We start from the raw sequence: 16147 nt of genomic DNA, 5'->3' as shown, positions 1-16147 counted from the left end.
GTGACGGGACTAAAAAAGCGAGCGTTTGACGCTCGCTTTTGCATTTAAGCTACTGAGAAGTGATTACTCGATTAGACCCGCTTCCCGGTAATAACGTGCTGCGCCTGGGTGAAGAGGCGCAGATAGGCCGTCTTTCACCATCTCTTCTTTCTTCAAGTTGGCAAATGCTGGATGTAAGCGACGGAAATCATCAAAGTTTTCAAAAACGGCTTTGACAACATGATAGATAACGTCTTCAGAGACTTGCGTTGAAGACACAAATGTCGCGCCGACACCAAAGGTGGTCACGTCGTTGTCGTTTCCGCGGTACATACCGCCTGGTAATACGGCTTTACGGTAATAATCGCGCTCGCTAATCAATTGCTTAGCTGCATCGTTAGCGACTTCAACCAATACGCTATCACACGCAGTGGTCGCTTCTTGAATTGCACCACTTGGGTGACCGACCGCATAAACCATGGCGTCAATTTTGTTATCACAAAGGGCTTTTGATTGCTCAGACGCTTTCAGCTCGGAGATTTGGCCAAACTTATCCATATCCCAGCCCATTTGATCCATCAATACTTCGATGGTGCCGCGTTGGCCTGACCCTGGGTTACCAATGTTAACGCGCTTGCCTTCGAGATCATCAAAGGTTTTTACGTTTGCATCCGCACGAGCGACCACGGTAAAAGGTTCTGGATGGATAGAGAAAACCGCGCGCAGATCTTTAAATTCGCCTTGGTCTTTAAACTTACTGGTGCCTTTATAGGCATGATATTGCCAGTCGGATTGTGCGATCCCCATATCGAGCTCGCCAGCACGAATGGTATTAATGTTGTAGATTGAACCGCCTGTACTCTCGACAGAGCAGCGAATGCCGTGATCATCTTTACTTTTATTAACCAGACGACAAATTGCACCGCCCGTCGGGTAATAAACACCCGTCACACCGCCAGTACCAATGGTTACAAACTGATTGGCTTGAGCCGTTGCTGCGGTTCCTAGTGCAGCGGAAAAGCTGAGCGCAATCAGAGTCGGTTTCATCGCTTTCATGCTTAAGATTCCTTTTTAAGTTAGAGGTTGCTATCCGGGCGCACCCTCGAAGATGGTGTGACACTCGATGACAAGATGACAATAAAGTGTCACCGCGCTATTTTTTCAATCTTTTAACAATATTTGCAAGCAATAGTATTGGGTTAAAACGATTGGGTCATGGTTTGTCTTAGTGCTTGTACAGGTTTAGTACAATATCCCAGGTTTTCCAGTGTGTTGCGTAAATTTGTGATCTGTGATGCGTTATCGAGTGCTTGGCTGTGATCGATGTGTTGGGTGTTGTTTTCAAAGCCGATTCGAACGTCACCGCCTAGTAACGCGGCTGTCGTTACACAGCGACTTTCATCACACCCAAATGCGCAGACAGACCAAGGAATGGTGTTATCGGCGTGAAGCGCATGATACATGACGACGACATCTTCGGATGTGCCTCGGGGTGGAGTCCGATCTCGCCCTGCAACAAAAAGCAGGTGGTGACCTTGTGAGGGCAAAATGCCTTGTTCGCGCAGCGTGTAGTAGCGTGCCAGTTCACTGGGGTGATAGAGAATAAACTGGCTGTAAATCCGAGCCTCAACCGTCCAAGCAAAAAAATCTCTTACCGCTTTGCTTGGGGGCTGATGGTCGGGGATAAGCTCTCGTAGCGCAAAGGAAGCGGCTTCGGGTTTGATGACTTTAATCAGCGCCATTTGTTGCAGGGGGGAATAGCGGCCTACGGCTTCGGTGGTGAGTTGAATCACCATACGATCACCGACAGCGTCTTGCACTTGCTGGTAAAGGCGTTGATTAATGATGGGGTCTAGGCTATGTGCTCCTTGTTCATCACGGGCATGGATGTGGGCCATGGTTGCGCCTGCCTCGGCACATGCTTGAAGGCAGTGAATAAGCTGCTCGCCTGTGACTGGCACTCGCGGATGGTGTGTCGGCTGTAAGTGCGCACCATTGGGGGCAACCATGATCGTCCTTGCGTCTAGCATTTTTTTTCCTCTTGGCTCAATCTGTCGTTATGGGCAAGGCAAGCACATCTCAAATGTCAGTGCTAGCTTATCGACTATCGCTTCAATATGAGGTGCTTCAATAATATACGGTGGTGCGAGCAGGACGTGATGCCCGTGTTTACCATCAATGGTGCCGCCCATGGGATAGCACATCAGTCCGTTATGCACGGCGGTTTGTTTTATCGTCTGATGGAGCGCGAGATCAGATGAAAAGGGGCGCTTACTGGTTTTGTCTGCTACGAGCTCCAACGCTAAAAATAGCCCTCGGCCACGAATGTCGCCGACAAAAGGGTGCGAATCGAACTGACGGTGTAGCAACGTTTTGAGCGTCTTTCCTTGCTCCTCAGCGGCGTCGATTAAACCTTCTTGCTGAATGGTGGTGAGCGTCGCCAAGGCGGCAGCACATGCCGTTGGGTGGGCCATGAAGGTGTGGCCATGTTGGAAAAAGCCTGAACCTGAGGCTATCGCTTCATAGAGGCGATCAGTGACCAAGGTGGCGCCAATAGGTTGATAACCGGCAGCCAGTCCTTTGGCGATGGCGACAATATCCGGAACGATGCTTTCGTGCTCAAAAGCGAAAAAGCGTCCAGTGCGTCCGGTGCCGCACATCACTTCATCAAGAATCAGCAAAATATTGTACTGGTCGCAGATCTCACGAATACGCTTAAAATAGCCTGCTTCTGCGATCAATGCGCCAGCTGTTGCTCCGACGACAGGCTCAGCGACAAATCCGATGACGGTCTCTGGTCCTTTCTCTAACAGCATGGCTTCAAGCTCGTTCGCCACACGTTGTCCGTACTCATATCCGGTTTCATCGGCGCGTTGATCACGATAGGCGTAACAGGGCGCAATCAGACTGGTATCCATCAACAACGGCGCAAAGGGGGCGCGTCGCCATGCGTTGCCACCCACGGACAGTGCCCCGAGTGTATTACCGTGGTAGCTTTGGCGACGTGCTATAAAGTGTTGTCGCTGAGGCTCGCCTACTTCGACCCAATACTGGCGGGCGAGTTTGAGTGCGGTTTCCATGGCCTCTGAGCCACCACTGACCAAGTAAGCGTGATTCATCGAGGGAGGCGCAAGACCCGTCAACATATCGGCGAGCGCTTCACTGCTTTCTGAGGTAAAAAAGCCAGTATGCGCATAAGGAATCGCATCAAGCTGATGATGGATAGCCTCTAAAACAGCTGGGTGGTTGTGACCAAGACAAGACACGGCAGCGCCTCCGCAGGCATCGAGATACCGCTTACCTTGAGTATCTGTTAGATAGACCCCTTGACCACTGGCGATGGTGGGAGGAAGGTGATGACAATGGCGGTGAAAGACATGGCTCATAGGACGGCCTCTACCAAAAATGGATAAGTCAGTATGGTGGGCTTGTGTTTTGAACCGCAAAGGATATATTTTCACCAGGCATGCAAAAAAGGAATGGCTTAATGAATGTGCGTTTGCCGTCGATGCGTTCGTTACAAACACTGATTGCGGTGGCACAGGCGGGGAGCTTTTCAGAAGCTGCCAAGGTATTGCATGTCAGCCAAAGTACGGTGAGCAAGCAAATACAGCAGCTCGAAGAAGGGATTGGTCAACCACTCTTTGAGCGACACGCTGGTGGAGTAAGACTCAACCGTGTCGGTGAGCCTTATTTAACTATGATATCGGCCAGCGTGAATGATATTGCTAATGCCACCGCACAGGCGCGTCAGCAAAGCATACAGCACGAGTCAGTCAGTTTGCTGGTACCGCCATCATTTGCCAGCCTGTGGTTGATCCCCCAACTGCCAGCGTTTAAATCGCAGTATCCTGATATTTCTGTGGTGGTCAGTGCCAGTGATTATGTGCCTCAAGGGAAAGAGAGCGAACTGGATATTTTAATCCGCTGTCAGCCTCATCAGCAGGCAGGCGCGCAAGGAGTCTGTTTGATTCGCGAGCACTTATTGCTTGTTGCATCAGCGACCTTGCTGCCAGAGCCTCTCGACCGAACTGCGTTGTTATCGAGCATTCCGGTCCTTTCTCACTTAACGCGTCCTTCACTGTGGGAGCAGTTTTGGCAGCAATTTGGACTGGCTGATAGCAATCCGCAATATGGCGCAGGTTTTGAGCACTTTTTTATGGCGCTTGAAGGGGTAAAGCAACAGATGGGGATGGCGTTGATCCCGACCTTTATGGCTCCAGCCACCCTGTCAAACCATCAGATTGTTAACCCGTTGGGTTTAAGCATAGATAGCGGCTATGGCTATTACCTTTACAGCGCGCGGTATAAGCAGCGCTCGCCAGCTGTTACTCAAGTTGTGAATTGGCTGTGTGATGCGTTTGGTGCGGATCTGGCTAGACATCCGGCAAGCAAGTCGGTATAACCGCCCTCGGCTTGATGAACAAAGAGATGGGTATGACACATCAGCTATCAGATGCATATTGGCAACGTTTTGGTGGAACCGCGAGGCTCTACGGGCAGCGTGCGCTCGAAGTATTTAGTCAAAGCCACATCTGTGTGATTGGAATTGGTGGTGTGGGCTCGTGGGCGGCAGAATCACTGGCGCGTACTGGGATTGGTGCGATTACCCTCATTGATATGGATGACGTGTGCGTGACCAATACCAACCGACAAATCCATGCGCTGAAAGGTACGGTTGGTCAAAGCAAGAGTGAAGTGATGGCAGAGCGAATTACGGCGATTAATCCGGACTGTCAGGTTACTGTCATTGATGACTTTATCTCACCGGATAATATTGCTGAATATATCGATCAACGCTTTGACTATGTGTTGGATGCCATTGATAGTATCAAACCGAAAACGGCTTTGCTCGCCTATTGCAAGCGGTATAAAATCAAAGTGATTACCGTCGGGGGAGCTGGTGGGCAGATTGACCCAACGCAAATCCAGGTGACAGATCTCACCAAAACCATTCAAGATCCGTTGGCGGCAAAACTGCGCAACAATTTGCGTCGCTTTTATGGTTTTACCAAAACGAAAGGACGCAAGTTTGGGATTGATTGTGTTTACTCGACCGAGCAGCTCAAATATCCGCAGCCGGATGGCAGTGTGTGCGAGAGTAAATCATCGGCAGACGGGCCTAAACGGATGGATTGTGCCAGTGGTTTCGGTGCCGCAACCATGGTGACAGCCAGTTTCGGTTTTGTCGCGGTCTCACGCATCTTACAAAAGTTAATCGCCGCTGATCAGCGTCGTGGAGGTTAATTCATTCAGCTTTAAAGCTTTCCTCGCCTTTAAAAAGTGACGCCCCTCAGTGTTCCTGTAGGGGCGCCATTTTCCCAGTGAAACAACTATTAAGCCTCTTCTTTCTCCGGCTCAGATTCGGCTGAGTTCGACTCAACGTCCGATTTTACAGGCAGTACCTGACACACATACTCGCCGGGGGCGGCATAGAGTACCGGATAGTTTTCAGAACCGATTGCATAAGGCGCAACTTGCTCTGCCGGACTATAACTTCGTAACCATTTTTCCCAGTGAGTCCACCATGAGCCTGTCTGGTGAGACGCGCCTTCTAGCCACTCTTCTGCCGTATCCGCGAGGTGATCATTGGTCCAAAAGCCGTATTTTTTCTTCACAGGATGGTTAACAATCCCTGCAATATGGCCAGACTCGCCCCCAAATACGAAGGTCTTGTTGCCACCGACATTGAGCGCGCCGCGATACGTGCCTTGCCATAAGGCAATATGGTCTTCTTTGGTCGAAATAAAGTAGCTGGGGACTTTGATCTTATTGAGGTCAATCCACACGCCACCGACTTTGACACCTTTGTCTTGCACCAGTTTATTTTCAAGGTACAAATCGCGCAGAATGAAGTTATGAGTCTTCGCCGCCACATTAGTACTATCACTGTTCCAATACAGCAAATCAAAGTCGACCGGACTATTACCTTTCAGGTAGTTCTCGATGTAATAGTTCCAATAGAGGCTGTTTTCTCGTAACAAGCTAAAGGTCACACTCAACGAGCGTCCATCCATGTAACCGCGAGCCGTATTCTGCGCTTCTATAGCACGGATCATGCTGTCATTAATGTAGGCGCCAATTTCACCAGGCTGAGAGAAGTCGAGTAAGGTGGTAAAGAAACTCGCCGACTTAATCCGTGCTTTCATGCGTTTGGCGGAGTAGTAAGCAATGGTGCATGCCAATACGGTTCCGCCAATACAATAGCCGACACCGTTAATCTGTGATTGGCCGGTGATGTCTTCAATGGCACTAACTGCTTTCACTGTCCCTTGCGTGACATAATCTTCAAACCCAATGTCAGCCTGTTCAGCAGAAGGATTGCGCCAAGACATAAGGAACACGGTATGTCCTTGTTCGACCAACCAACGAACCAATGAGTTTTTCTCGCGTAAATCGAGAATGTAATACTTATTGATAAAAGGCGGCACCACTAATACAGGTGTGGCATGGACGTTTTCGGTGACTGGACGGTATTGGATTAGTTCGAACAGCTCGTTTCTATAAACCACGTCTCCAGGGGTGTTCGCGACGTCATCACCCACACGGAAGGCGTTATTATTGGTCATGCGTACTTTGAGGATGTCTGCGCTAGACTCCATGTCTTGTTTTAACTGCTCCATACCACGCAGTAAGTTTTCACCTTTGGATTCCAGCGTCATTTTCAACAACTCTGGGTTGGTGGCGATGTAGTTACTGGGTGCCATGGCATTAATGGCTTGGCGAGAGAAAAAAGCGAGACGCTCACGGGTTTTGTCATCGAGCCCTTCGATGGCCTCAATGGTTTCCATGTAGGTACGCCCAAATAGCAGATAAGATTGCTTAATAAAGTTATAGAGGACATCTTCTTGCCATGCCTTGTCCTTGAAACGTTTATCGTCGCTACCTTCGCTGACCACCTCTTCCGTATTATCACGGGCGAGCATGGCGTTCTGCCAGATTTGCATTTGTTGTTCCCACCACTGCATCTGTACTTGTAGAAGTGCAGCGGGCTGTTGAGCCGCGCCTTCCAGCAATTGAGCAGTGTCTTGCAGGCTGACTTCCTGCATGGCTTGATTAAACGGTGTGTCTACGGCTGCCTTGCCCTGCTCAAGATCCTGCCACCATTGCTGGTTTTGTTCTTGCAGCCTGGCAAGGTAGTCCGAAAAGAAGTGATGAAACATAATGTTGCCCTCTTGATCGGAAAAGCACTAAAAAGGCCTGCCACTGTGAGTAGCAGGCGATAGTGCAGTAACCTGCCTTTATGCTGGGGTGCCGGCTTTCATGTTGTCAGCCGTGACTTTGTCGATATCTTCTTTGAACTCTTTGGCGATGTTTTGCAATTTGGTGCTGTCATCCATCATTTGCTGAGACAGCTTGGTCAATGCTGCCAGTTGCTGGCTGCTAAATGATGTCATGCTGCTGACATCTTTCACTTCGCTGGCGGCTTTCATCTGCTCAAGACCGAGCGAGCTGTATGTACGCATCGCGTTCATTTGCAGTTCGGTTAACGTTTCGACGTTTTTGGCTACCAATTTGTTGAAATTAACATAGGGAGCCAAGGCTTTTTCAGATTGCTCAGAAAACGCTTTAAACATATCTGTGTACATGGTGTATCTCCTGATAGTGTTGTTATGGGGATTACCCCCAAGGTCGCAAGTGTCCGTTTATGCTTGTGTACGCTTAATCACTAAAGCGGTACCCATGCCGCCGCCAATACACAAAGAAGCGACGCCATAGGTTTCGCCTCTTCGTGCGAGCTCGTGTAGCAAGGTCACGACAATCCGGTTGCCGGATGCACCAAGCGGGTGTCCCAGTGCAATTGCTCCGCCATTGACGTTAGCACGTGCCAAGATGGCATCGGTCGTCGTTTTGTGGTGATCAGCCAATTGGTGAACCACACCGAGTGCTTGCGCAGCAAACGCCTCGTTGAGTTCAAATAAATCAATGTTATCGAGAGTGAGATTGGCTTTATCGAGTGCAGTATTGACTGCACCCACCGGGCCTAATCCCATCACGCTAGGATCAACCCCGTGCTGCGCATAAGCACTCACTTCTGCTAATGGGGTGAGACCATGCTGGGTCACTGCCGACTCGGAGGCTAAGATCACCGCGCTGGCACCATCGTTGATACCTGATGCATTACCCGCGGTCACCGAGCCTTCTTTATCAAAGGCTGGGCGTAATTTGCTCAATCCCTCAAGGGTTGCGTCTGCTTTAGGATACTCATCGGTATCGAAGGTGAGGGTCTGTTTACGTTGTTTAATCTCAATAGGGGTGATTTCATTTTTAAAGTAACCTGCCTCTATCGCCGCAATCGCCTTTTGCTGGCTTTTCAATGCAAACTGATCCTGTTGATCGCGGGTGATCCCCACCTCTTTGGCGACGTTCTCCGCGGTAACACCCATATGGTATTGATTGTAGACATCGGTGAGGCCGTCATTAATGAGCAGATCTTTCATCGCAAAGTTGCCCATTCTTTGCCCGGTTCGTAGGTTTCCCGCTGCTGCAAAGGGGATTTGAGACATATTTTCTACCCCAGCAGCAACGACAAGCTGGGCATCACCGGCGCGAATGTGAGTCACCGCATCCATGATAGATTTCATACCGCTACCGCAAACCATATTCACAGAGTAGGCGGGAACACTGGCAGGAATATCGGCATAGATCGCCGCTTGCCGGCCGATCCCCATTCCTTGCCCGGCGCTGATCACATTACCCACAATCACTTCGTCGATAGTCTCACCATTTAATCGGCTCTCAGCTAATGCGCCTTTGATTGCATAGGCTGCCAATTGTCCGGTTGGGACATCTTTGAGTGTGCCTGAAAAGGCACCGATGGCGGTACGTTTTGCCGCCACAATAAAAATGCGTTCCATCAATCTATCCTTGATTTATTGCATGTACAGGCCGCCGTTGACCGATAAGGTTTCACCGGTGATATATGCACCTGCTTCGCTCGCCAAGTAAGCCACCGATGCCGCGATCTCTTCTGGCTTCGCCAAGCGTTTCATCGGAATTTGGTTGGTAATCGACTCAAGTACGTCATCGCGCATGGCGGTTACCATTGGCGTTGCGGTATACCCTGGCGCAACCACATTGACAGTCACGCCTGCACGGGCACCCTCGGCAGCCAGAGATTTGCTAAAGCCCATCATACCGGCTTTGGCCGCTGCATAGTTTGCTTGACCAAATTGACCTTTCTGACCATTCACCGATGAGATATTAATGATACGTCCGCCGCCTTTTTCGCACATTGCCGCGAACAAAGGTTGGGTGACGTTAAAGAGGCTATTGAGGTTGGTGTTGATAACGTCGTGCCATTTTTCGGCATCCATCTTTTTGAATACACTGTCACGCGTGATACCAGCATTATTGACCAAGACGTCAATAGTGCCTTCTTCTTCAAGCAGTTTGGCAATACGGGTGGCGCATTGATCTGTGTCGGTGACATCAAGCTCAAGTAGGCGCACTTGATCTTGCTTGAATCCTTTTTCTTCAAACCAGTCTTGTGCGCATTGGGCCCCGCCCGTGAAGTGTGTCGCAATGACGCGATAATCATCTTGAACTAGTTTTTCGGTGATTGCTGATCCTATGCCGCCTTTTGCGCCAGTTACTAATGCCAGTTTTTTCATCTATGACTCCATTCACTACAACAAGCAAACATAACGAGATGCCTGAAGCCGCATCTGGAACCACATTAAACCAGAATTACAGTCATCCTTATTGTCTTATAACAGCAGCAAGCGTTGTGCCAATAGCTAACAACCATGCTGCCGATATTGTTAGGCAGCCTAGCTTATCGGTGTGACCCTTTCATGACCGCCTGCTTCTAAGCTAACGAATCTGGACAAATACGCAAAGGTTAAAAGCCTTGGATTACATATTCGCGATCTTGGTCAATGTTAGTAGGTAATACTGCAATAAATTGTTAATAGTATGTTTGTTTTTGGTTTTTTTATTGTGTTTTCTTGGTCGCTAAACATTAGCATAAGTAATAAAGTGAAAAGGATTACATTTGGTTAGTGAATTTTGTCGGTAAGCAGAGAGAGTGTCGCTATATGTGGGCAGTTTGGGTGGGGCACGTTCTTTGGGTTAAGCCGTAAGATGATGAATATATTGCACGATCGCATGCAACCCATTGGTGCGTGATTCACTTAAATGGTGCGATAATCCGGCTTGATGGAAAATCTGATCGACATCAAGCGCCCGAATGGCATCACCGTGCTGACCATGAACACACGCGAGTACGACGGCTAATAGACCTTTTACGATTCTTGCATTTGAGTCTGCAGCGAAATAATGCGTGTTGCCATCCGAGTAATGTAAAAACCAGACGTCACTTTCGCATCCACTCACGAGGCTAGCAGCGTGTTTATGTGCATCAGTAAACGTCGGTAAACGCTTCCCCCACACGATAAGCTGACGGTACTTGTCTTCCCAACTGGTGTGTTGCGCGAGCATCTCGGCAACCGTTTGTTGGTCAAGCTCACTGCCAAACGGATGAGTTGGTAAGTCCATCGTAAATCCTGTCATTAAGTAATTAAACACCGAGTAAATATAATGTCTTGTCTAACGCCGTGAGGAAGCGTTGAATATCTTCTTGGTTATTATACGCGCCAAGTGACACACGGACCGTCCCCTCAACCCCTAGCGCTTTGATAAAAGGGTGCGCGCAGTGGTGGCCAGCGCGGACTGCTACGTTTTGTTGGCCTAGCAGTTCAGCAATGTCCGCATGATGCTCTCCCTCTACCACGAATGATACCATGGTGCTATATGGTTGGGGGCAGATTAGCTTGATAACTGGCCGTTGTTTCAAGCCGTCGAGTAGTGCTTGGTAACAGTGGCTAATATGGGCATCCATGGCCCGAGCGTCATATTGATCCAGCCAGTGAATAGCAGCGGCGAGCCCAATCGCCCCGGCTGCATTGGGGGTGCCTGCTTCAAAGCGGGCCGGAAGTGGGGCGAGGGTGTGGCTGTCGAAACTCACCTCGGAAATCATTTTGCCACCGCCATGAAAAGCAGAGAGCGCGGCTAAGCGCTCTTGCTTACCATAAAGCACGCCAATGCCTGTCGGACCGTACAATTTATGGCCGGAAAAAACATAGAAGTCAGCATTCAAGGTTTGCATACTGAGAGGCTCGTGCACGATCCCTTGTGCACCATCAATGATCACAATAGCACCATAACGATGCGCGAGTTCGGTCATTTCTTCTATCGGGTGGCGTGTTCCGGTCACGTTACTGACATGACTGATTGCCACGATACGAGGGTGGGTCATCAACGCTTGCTGATAGGCCGCCATATCTAACTGACCCGTGTTGATACAACATGGAATTTTTACCAGCTGTGCGCCTGTGCGTTGCGCCACTAACTGCCATGGGATCAAATTGGCATGATGCTCCATCTCACTGACCACGATTTTATCGTGTTGGGTGAAATGCTGGCTCAGGCTGTAAGCCAACAAATTAATTGATTCAGTGGCGCCTCGGGTCCAAATGATTTCACTCGGCTTAGCGTCAATAAACGCTGCCACATCCCGTCGCGCTTGCTCGAATTTCTCGGTCGCAGAAAGTGACGCTTGATGCTGACCACGGTGGACGTTTGCCAGTGGTGATCCGTAAAAGTCACTGATGGCATCAATCACAGCCTGAGGCTTTTGCGCGGTCGCGGCGCTATCTAAGTATACCCACTTAGGATCGGCGCAGGCAGGAAATTGTGCGCGTAGCGCATGGATGTCGAAATCTTGCGTCATAGTATGCGTTGTCCAAACTGAATCCTGCTTATGATCCCAGTCTCGGGGCTTGAACTCAAGTGACTTTGTGCTTAAACGACGTTGTACTTAAACGACGTTGTATTTAAGTAGCGCAGTACTCAAGCGATTTAGTGTTTTGGTGAGGTGACCGAGTGATGTCGCCATACAACGGACAAAAAAAAGCACTGAGCCAGGCTCAGTGCCAACAAATATGTAATGACAGACAATGTCAAAATACAGGAAGTTAAAAGTGGTAGATACGACTACCTGTCTAACCAGTGTTAGACAAATGCAAACACAACATCGCAACCACGGAAACAATCTAAATAAAGAGACGTCACAAGTGGATGCGGGATGCACTATAGGGTGTTGCTGGTATATCAGCAATCGACAATTTATAATGTCAACGATTAGAAAAATTAATGAATAAGGTGTCCGTTTATGGCAAGGCGTCTTCCTCCACTTAACGCGCTGCGCGTTTTTGAAGCAGCCGCACGGCATTTAAGTTTTACCCGTGCCGCTGAAGAGCTGTTTGTAACGCAGGCGGCAGTGAGCCATCAAATCAAAGCGTTAGAAGAATTTCTGGGTTTAAAGCTATTTCGTCGTCGTAACCGTTCGCTGTTGTTAACGGAAGAGGGGCAAAGCTACTTTCTTGATATTAAAGATATATTCTCTGAGCTTTCTTATGCCACCGATAAAGTGTTAGAGCGAAGTGCCAAAGGGGCTCTTACCATTAGCTTACCACCCAGCTTTGCGATTCAATGGTTGGTGCCGCGTCTTGCTGATTTTAATAAAGCGCATCCAGACATCGATGTTCGGATTAAAGCGGTTGATTTGGAGGATGGCTCATTAACCGATGATGTTGACGTTGCCATTTATTATGGTCGCGGCCATTGGGCCGGTTTACGTTGCGACTTATTGTACCAAGAGTGCTTGCTGCCAGTGTGTTCCCCTATGTTGCTTGAGTCAGGACACCCGCTGCAAGTGCCAGGTGATCTGGTGCATCATGTATTATTGCATGATCGTTCACGCAAAGAATGGAAGGCCTTTGCCAAAGCACACCAGCTCAATGAAGTGAATGTTGAACACGGTCCTATTTTTAGCCATTCGTCGATGGTGCTTCAGGCGGCGGCCCACGGGCAGGGTGTCGCCTTGGGCAACAACGTACTTTCCCAGCCTGAGTTGGCCTCTGGACGCTTAGTGCAACCTTTTGAGCAGGTATTAAAAAGTGATAATGGCTTTTATTTAGTGAGTCAGCAAAGAGATGCCGATACCGGGCGAATTACCGCGTTTCGAGAATGGATGTTAGCGACTGCGGCCAAAGAACAAGCGAGTATGAATTTATGATGGATTTACAATTTGATGGTCCTGAGTCTGCGACCGATTGGGTGATCGTGGCCCATGGCGCAGGCGCAGGAAAAGAGCATGAATTTATGACGGATATTGCGACACGTATCGGTGTCGATTGTCGCGTGGTGCGGTTTAATTTCCCCTATATGGAAAAGTGTAAGGAAGATGGTAAAAAGCGCCCGCCAGATCGCGCACCTAAGCTACTTGCGCACTTTGAATCCGTGATTGATGTCGTCGATGGTCTACGCCCAAAGGAAAGCCGTTTATGGCTTGCCGGTAAATCGATGGGAGGGCGTATGGCCAGCCATCTTACCGACCACAGTTCTGTCAGTGGAGTGATATGTTTTGGGTTTCCTTTCCATCCCCCGGGCAAGCCTGAAAAATATAAAGGTGAGCACTTGGCGACAGTGACTAAACCGTTGTTGATTGTGCAAGGAGAGCGCGACACCTTTGGTCGAAAAGAAGACGTGATGGGTTATCCGTGTTCATCAAGCATTGAGCGTATGTTCGTTCCAGATGGCGACCATAGCTTTAAACCGCGCAAAGCGTCAGGCTATACCGAGTTGGACAATCGGCAGTTTGCTGTCAACTGCCTACTCGATTTTATTGAGCGCCAAGGAGCAAAAGCATGAAATTAAACCACTGGATCAGCATTGCCGCGTTAGGCGCAGGGCTGGCTGTCGGACTCGGTGCCTTTGCCGCACATGGGTTGAAACCTGTTTTATCCGATTATCAATTAGCCATTTTTAAAACCGGCGTCAACTATCAGATGTGGCACAGTTTAGCGTTGCTTGGACTGTGTGCACTTGCCTCTCGGCTCTCCACACGGTTATTCAACTGGGTGGCCTGGGCTTGGTTAGTCGGTGTGATTTGTTTTAGTGGCAGTTTATATTTGCTCGCTCTTACCGATATGCACTGGCTCGGGCCGATAACGCCGGTCGGCGGGGTGAGCTTTTTAATCGGCTGGGGAGGGCTCGCGGTAGGCGCATGGCGTACGAATGCCTCTCTATCCAGTCCATCGTGTTAAAAGGGTCTATCTGCATTTCTTTCTTGTCGAGATGACAGATATAATGCGCAGCTTATTTTTATCATCACATAGCGTGATCCTATCGTCGAACCAGAGGGTGTTATGAACCAGGTTTTGCTTTACTGCCGTGCTGGGTTTGAAAAAGACTGCGCCGCAGAAATCCAACAAAAAACCACCGAAATGGGCGTGTATGGATTTCCACGCGTGATAAACAACAGTGCGTATGTTCTCTTTGAGTGTTACCAAGAAGATGACGCTGAACGTGTTGTCCGTGACCTGGCTTTAGGTTCACTGATCTTTGCTCGCCAAATGATCGCCGTGACTGCTACCTTGTCTGATCTCGACCCGGATGATCGTATCTCGCCGATTCTCGCAGCGGGAGAAGGTCTCCCAAAAGGAGGCGATCTGCGAGTGGAAACCCCAGATAACGACGAGGCCAAGGCCTTGTTGAAGTTTTGTCGTAAGTTCACCGTGCCATTGCGTCAAGCCTTGCGTAAACAAGGGATTATGTTAGCCAAAGATAACCCCAAAAAACCGGTGATTCATTTATGCTTTACCGCACCGGGTACCTGCTTGGTGGGTTACTCGCTGACGACCAATAACTCGCCTCATTATATGGGCTTACCACGGATGAAATTTCCGTCTGATGCGCCAAGCCGTTCGACATTAAAACTGGAAGAAGCCTTTCATCACTTTATACCGAAGGAAGAGTGGGATACGCGTTTAGCACCAGGAATGTGGGCGGTCGATTTAGGCGCTTGTCCCGGAGGTTGGACCTATCAATTAGTGAAGCGGTCGATGTTTGTCCATGCGGTGGATAACGGTGCCATGGCAGAAAGCCTGATGGAAACGGGGCAAGTGTTTCATCATGCCGAAGACGGGTTTAAATTTGAGCCGACGCGTAAGAATGTGACCTGGTTGGTGTGCGACATGATTGAAAAACCCTCGCGAGTGGCGCGCTTGATGGGCGAGTGGCTGATTGAAGGCTGGGCCCAAGAGGCTATTTTTAACTTAAAGCTGCCGATGAGCCGACGCTATGAGCAGGTATCAGAAAACTTAGAAACCCTCGGCGCTTTTTTAGCTGACTACAATGTGCCCTATGAAATGCGCGCGAAACACCTTTACCATGATCGTGAAGAAATCACCGTGCACATGCGACGGGTCAAACGCCAGCGTTAATCGTGTGCTAATCCCTCACGGTTGACATAAACGCGCGCCAAGTCGCGGTTAGTGTTCAAAGCGGATATCTTGTAGGTTAAAGCCTAACGGGATATCCGTTTTTAATTGAGCGACCTTTTTACAGCGTTGCGCTAACTCTTGGTGTCCGGCGAGCTTTTTTTGCCATTTTTGCTCAATATCGTCCGCGGCGAAATCGCCTCTAGCGTCGTGTATCGCTCAAGCAGGGTCGCGGCGGTTTTGGGCCAATACCGGGGACGCCGCTCACCTCGCTACTGCTGATCCCGGCCAGTCCCCAAAAATCGCAGAGCTGTTCGGGGCGCACACCAAACTGAGCATCAACAAACGCTAAATCGAGCCACCGATGTTGGAAGTAATCACGAATGCTTAGCGTGGGCTGTAATAGCTGGCAATAGCCTTTATCGGTTGAAACAATCGTGACGTGCTCATGACGCGCTGCCACTTTTAATGCCAAGGTAGCAATCATGTCGTCGGCTTCATCGCCTTGCGACAGCAAAGCATCGACGCCGCGTTGCCAAAATGCTTCTTGGATCGTATCCAAGCCTTTTTCTAGTGCTACAGGCATGGGTTTACGGTTCTGTTTATACGTGGGAAGTATCTCGGCCCGCCAACCTCGGTCGGGGCCAATATGATCAAACACGGCAACAATATGGCTGGGCTGGCTATGAGTGATGATTTTATCCAAGGTTTTGATGCATGACTGAGCCGTCGCATCGATAGACGCTTGATCCGGCTGGGCAGCGTGGACTCGGCGGATCAGATTCATCGCATCAATAATAACAACATGGAGCCTAGACATAATAAAAACCGGGTATGCGTCGTATAAATGCCGCATTATACCCGGTTTTTGTTTAGGACGC

At 49.4% G+C, this 16147-nt stretch carries 15 protein-coding genes and 1 pseudogene; 6 read left to right on the top strand and 10 right to left on the bottom strand.

Features of this window, described 5'->3' with window-relative positions:
- Positions 1–63: 63 nt before the first annotated feature.
- The 3 genes from DZ54_RS0105695 to DZ54_RS0105685 all read right to left on the bottom strand — a co-directional run bounded on the left by DZ54_RS0105695 (position 64) and on the right by DZ54_RS0105685 (position 3365).
- The gene (locus DZ54_RS0105695; RefSeq protein ID WP_025673393.1) at positions 64–1035 is read right to left on the bottom strand and encodes a TAXI family TRAP transporter solute-binding subunit; all 972 of its coding nucleotides are present in this window, start codon (positions 1033–1035) and stop codon (positions 64–66) included.
- Between the two features lie 143 nt (positions 1036–1178).
- Entirely contained in the window at positions 1179–2009 is an 831-nt protein-coding gene (locus tag DZ54_RS0105690; protein WP_025673392.1) for a beta-keto acid cleavage family enzyme, read from the bottom strand.
- Between the two features lie 27 nt (positions 2010–2036).
- On the bottom strand, positions 2037–3365 hold the full coding sequence (locus DZ54_RS0105685; protein WP_025673391.1) for an aspartate aminotransferase family protein: 1329 nt from the start codon (positions 3363–3365) through the stop codon (positions 2037–2039).
- A 101-nt stretch (positions 3366–3466) separates the two neighbouring features.
- Here DZ54_RS0105685 and DZ54_RS0105680 point away from each other — a divergent pair, with 101 nt between their 5' ends.
- Together DZ54_RS0105680 and tcdA are read left to right on the top strand one after the other, a co-directional pair.
- Positions 3467–4384 carry a LysR family transcriptional regulator gene (locus DZ54_RS0105680; protein ID WP_025673390.1) on the top strand — a complete coding sequence of 306 codons (918 nt, stop codon included), beginning with the start codon at positions 3467–3469 and terminating at the stop codon, positions 4382–4384.
- A gap of 32 nt (positions 4385–4416) precedes the next feature.
- Entirely contained in the window at positions 4417–5226 is an 810-nt protein-coding gene (tcdA, locus tag DZ54_RS0105675; RefSeq protein ID WP_128080458.1) for a tRNA cyclic N6-threonylcarbamoyladenosine(37) synthase TcdA, read from the top strand.
- An 89-nt stretch (positions 5227–5315) separates the two neighbouring features.
- On the opposite strand, the gene phaC is transcribed toward tcdA, so the two are convergent.
- The 6 genes from phaC to DZ54_RS0105645 form a co-directional block, all read right to left on the bottom strand.
- On the bottom strand, positions 5316–7142 hold the full coding sequence (gene phaC, locus DZ54_RS0105670; protein ID WP_025673388.1) for a class I poly(R)-hydroxyalkanoic acid synthase: 1827 nt from the start codon (positions 7140–7142) through the stop codon (positions 5316–5318).
- A gap of 78 nt (positions 7143–7220) precedes the next feature.
- Complete coding sequence (locus DZ54_RS0105665; protein ID WP_025673387.1) at positions 7221–7568, bottom strand: phasin family protein; 348 nt, start codon at positions 7566–7568, stop codon at positions 7221–7223.
- Between the two features lie 57 nt (positions 7569–7625).
- On the bottom strand, positions 7626–8837 hold the full coding sequence (locus tag DZ54_RS0105660) for an acetyl-CoA C-acetyltransferase (protein ID WP_025673386.1): 1212 nt from the start codon (positions 8835–8837) through the stop codon (positions 7626–7628).
- A 15-nt stretch (positions 8838–8852) separates the two neighbouring features.
- Positions 8853–9593: an SDR family oxidoreductase gene (locus tag DZ54_RS0105655; RefSeq protein ID WP_025673385.1), complete on the bottom strand. Its 741-nt coding sequence runs from the start codon at positions 9591–9593 to the stop codon at positions 8853–8855.
- Positions 9594–10053: 460 nt separating this feature from the next.
- Positions 10054–10479 (bottom strand): cysteine desulfurase sulfur acceptor subunit CsdE, encoded by a 426-nt coding sequence (gene csdE, locus DZ54_RS0105650; protein WP_025673384.1) that lies wholly within the window; start codon positions 10477–10479, stop codon positions 10054–10056.
- Between the two features lie 22 nt (positions 10480–10501).
- Positions 10502–11713, bottom strand: a complete 1212-nt coding sequence (locus tag DZ54_RS0105645; RefSeq protein ID WP_025673383.1) for an aminotransferase class V-fold PLP-dependent enzyme — start codon at positions 11711–11713, stop codon at positions 10502–10504.
- 441 nt (positions 11714–12154) lie between these two features.
- Here DZ54_RS0105645 and DZ54_RS0105640 point away from each other — a divergent pair, with 441 nt between their 5' ends.
- The 4 genes from DZ54_RS0105640 (at position 12155) to rlmM (ending at position 15269) form a co-directional block, all read left to right on the top strand.
- Positions 12155–13060 (top strand): transcriptional regulator GcvA, encoded by a 906-nt coding sequence (locus tag DZ54_RS0105640; protein ID WP_025673382.1) that lies wholly within the window; start codon positions 12155–12157, stop codon positions 13058–13060.
- Positions 13057–13695, top strand: a complete 639-nt coding sequence (locus tag DZ54_RS0105635) for an alpha/beta family hydrolase (protein ID WP_025673381.1) — start codon at positions 13057–13059, stop codon at positions 13693–13695. The genes DZ54_RS0105640 and DZ54_RS0105635 overlap by 4 nt, the downstream gene beginning before the upstream one ends.
- Positions 13692–14090 (top strand): DUF423 domain-containing protein, encoded by a 399-nt coding sequence (locus DZ54_RS0105630; RefSeq protein ID WP_025673380.1) that lies wholly within the window; start codon positions 13692–13694, stop codon positions 14088–14090. Before DZ54_RS0105635 ends, DZ54_RS0105630 begins: the two co-directional genes overlap by 4 nt.
- Positions 14091–14192: 102 nt before the next feature.
- Complete coding sequence (rlmM, locus tag DZ54_RS0105625) at positions 14193–15269, top strand: 23S rRNA (cytidine(2498)-2'-O)-methyltransferase RlmM (RefSeq protein ID WP_025673379.1); 1077 nt, start codon at positions 14193–14195, stop codon at positions 15267–15269.
- 48 nt (positions 15270–15317) lie between these two features.
- Here the strand turns inward: rlmM and xni are convergent.
- Positions 15318–16086, bottom strand: a pseudogene (gene xni / locus DZ54_RS19415) (flap endonuclease Xni).
- Between the last annotated feature and the right edge of the window lie 61 nt (positions 16087–16147).

The organism is Salinivibrio socompensis S35, assembly GCF_000513715.1.
In the GTDB taxonomy this organism is placed as follows: domain Bacteria; phylum Pseudomonadota; class Gammaproteobacteria; order Enterobacterales; family Vibrionaceae; genus Salinivibrio; species Salinivibrio socompensis.
Note: the sequence above shows the minus strand (reverse complement) of the source record. Positions and strands in the feature narration are given on the sequence as shown.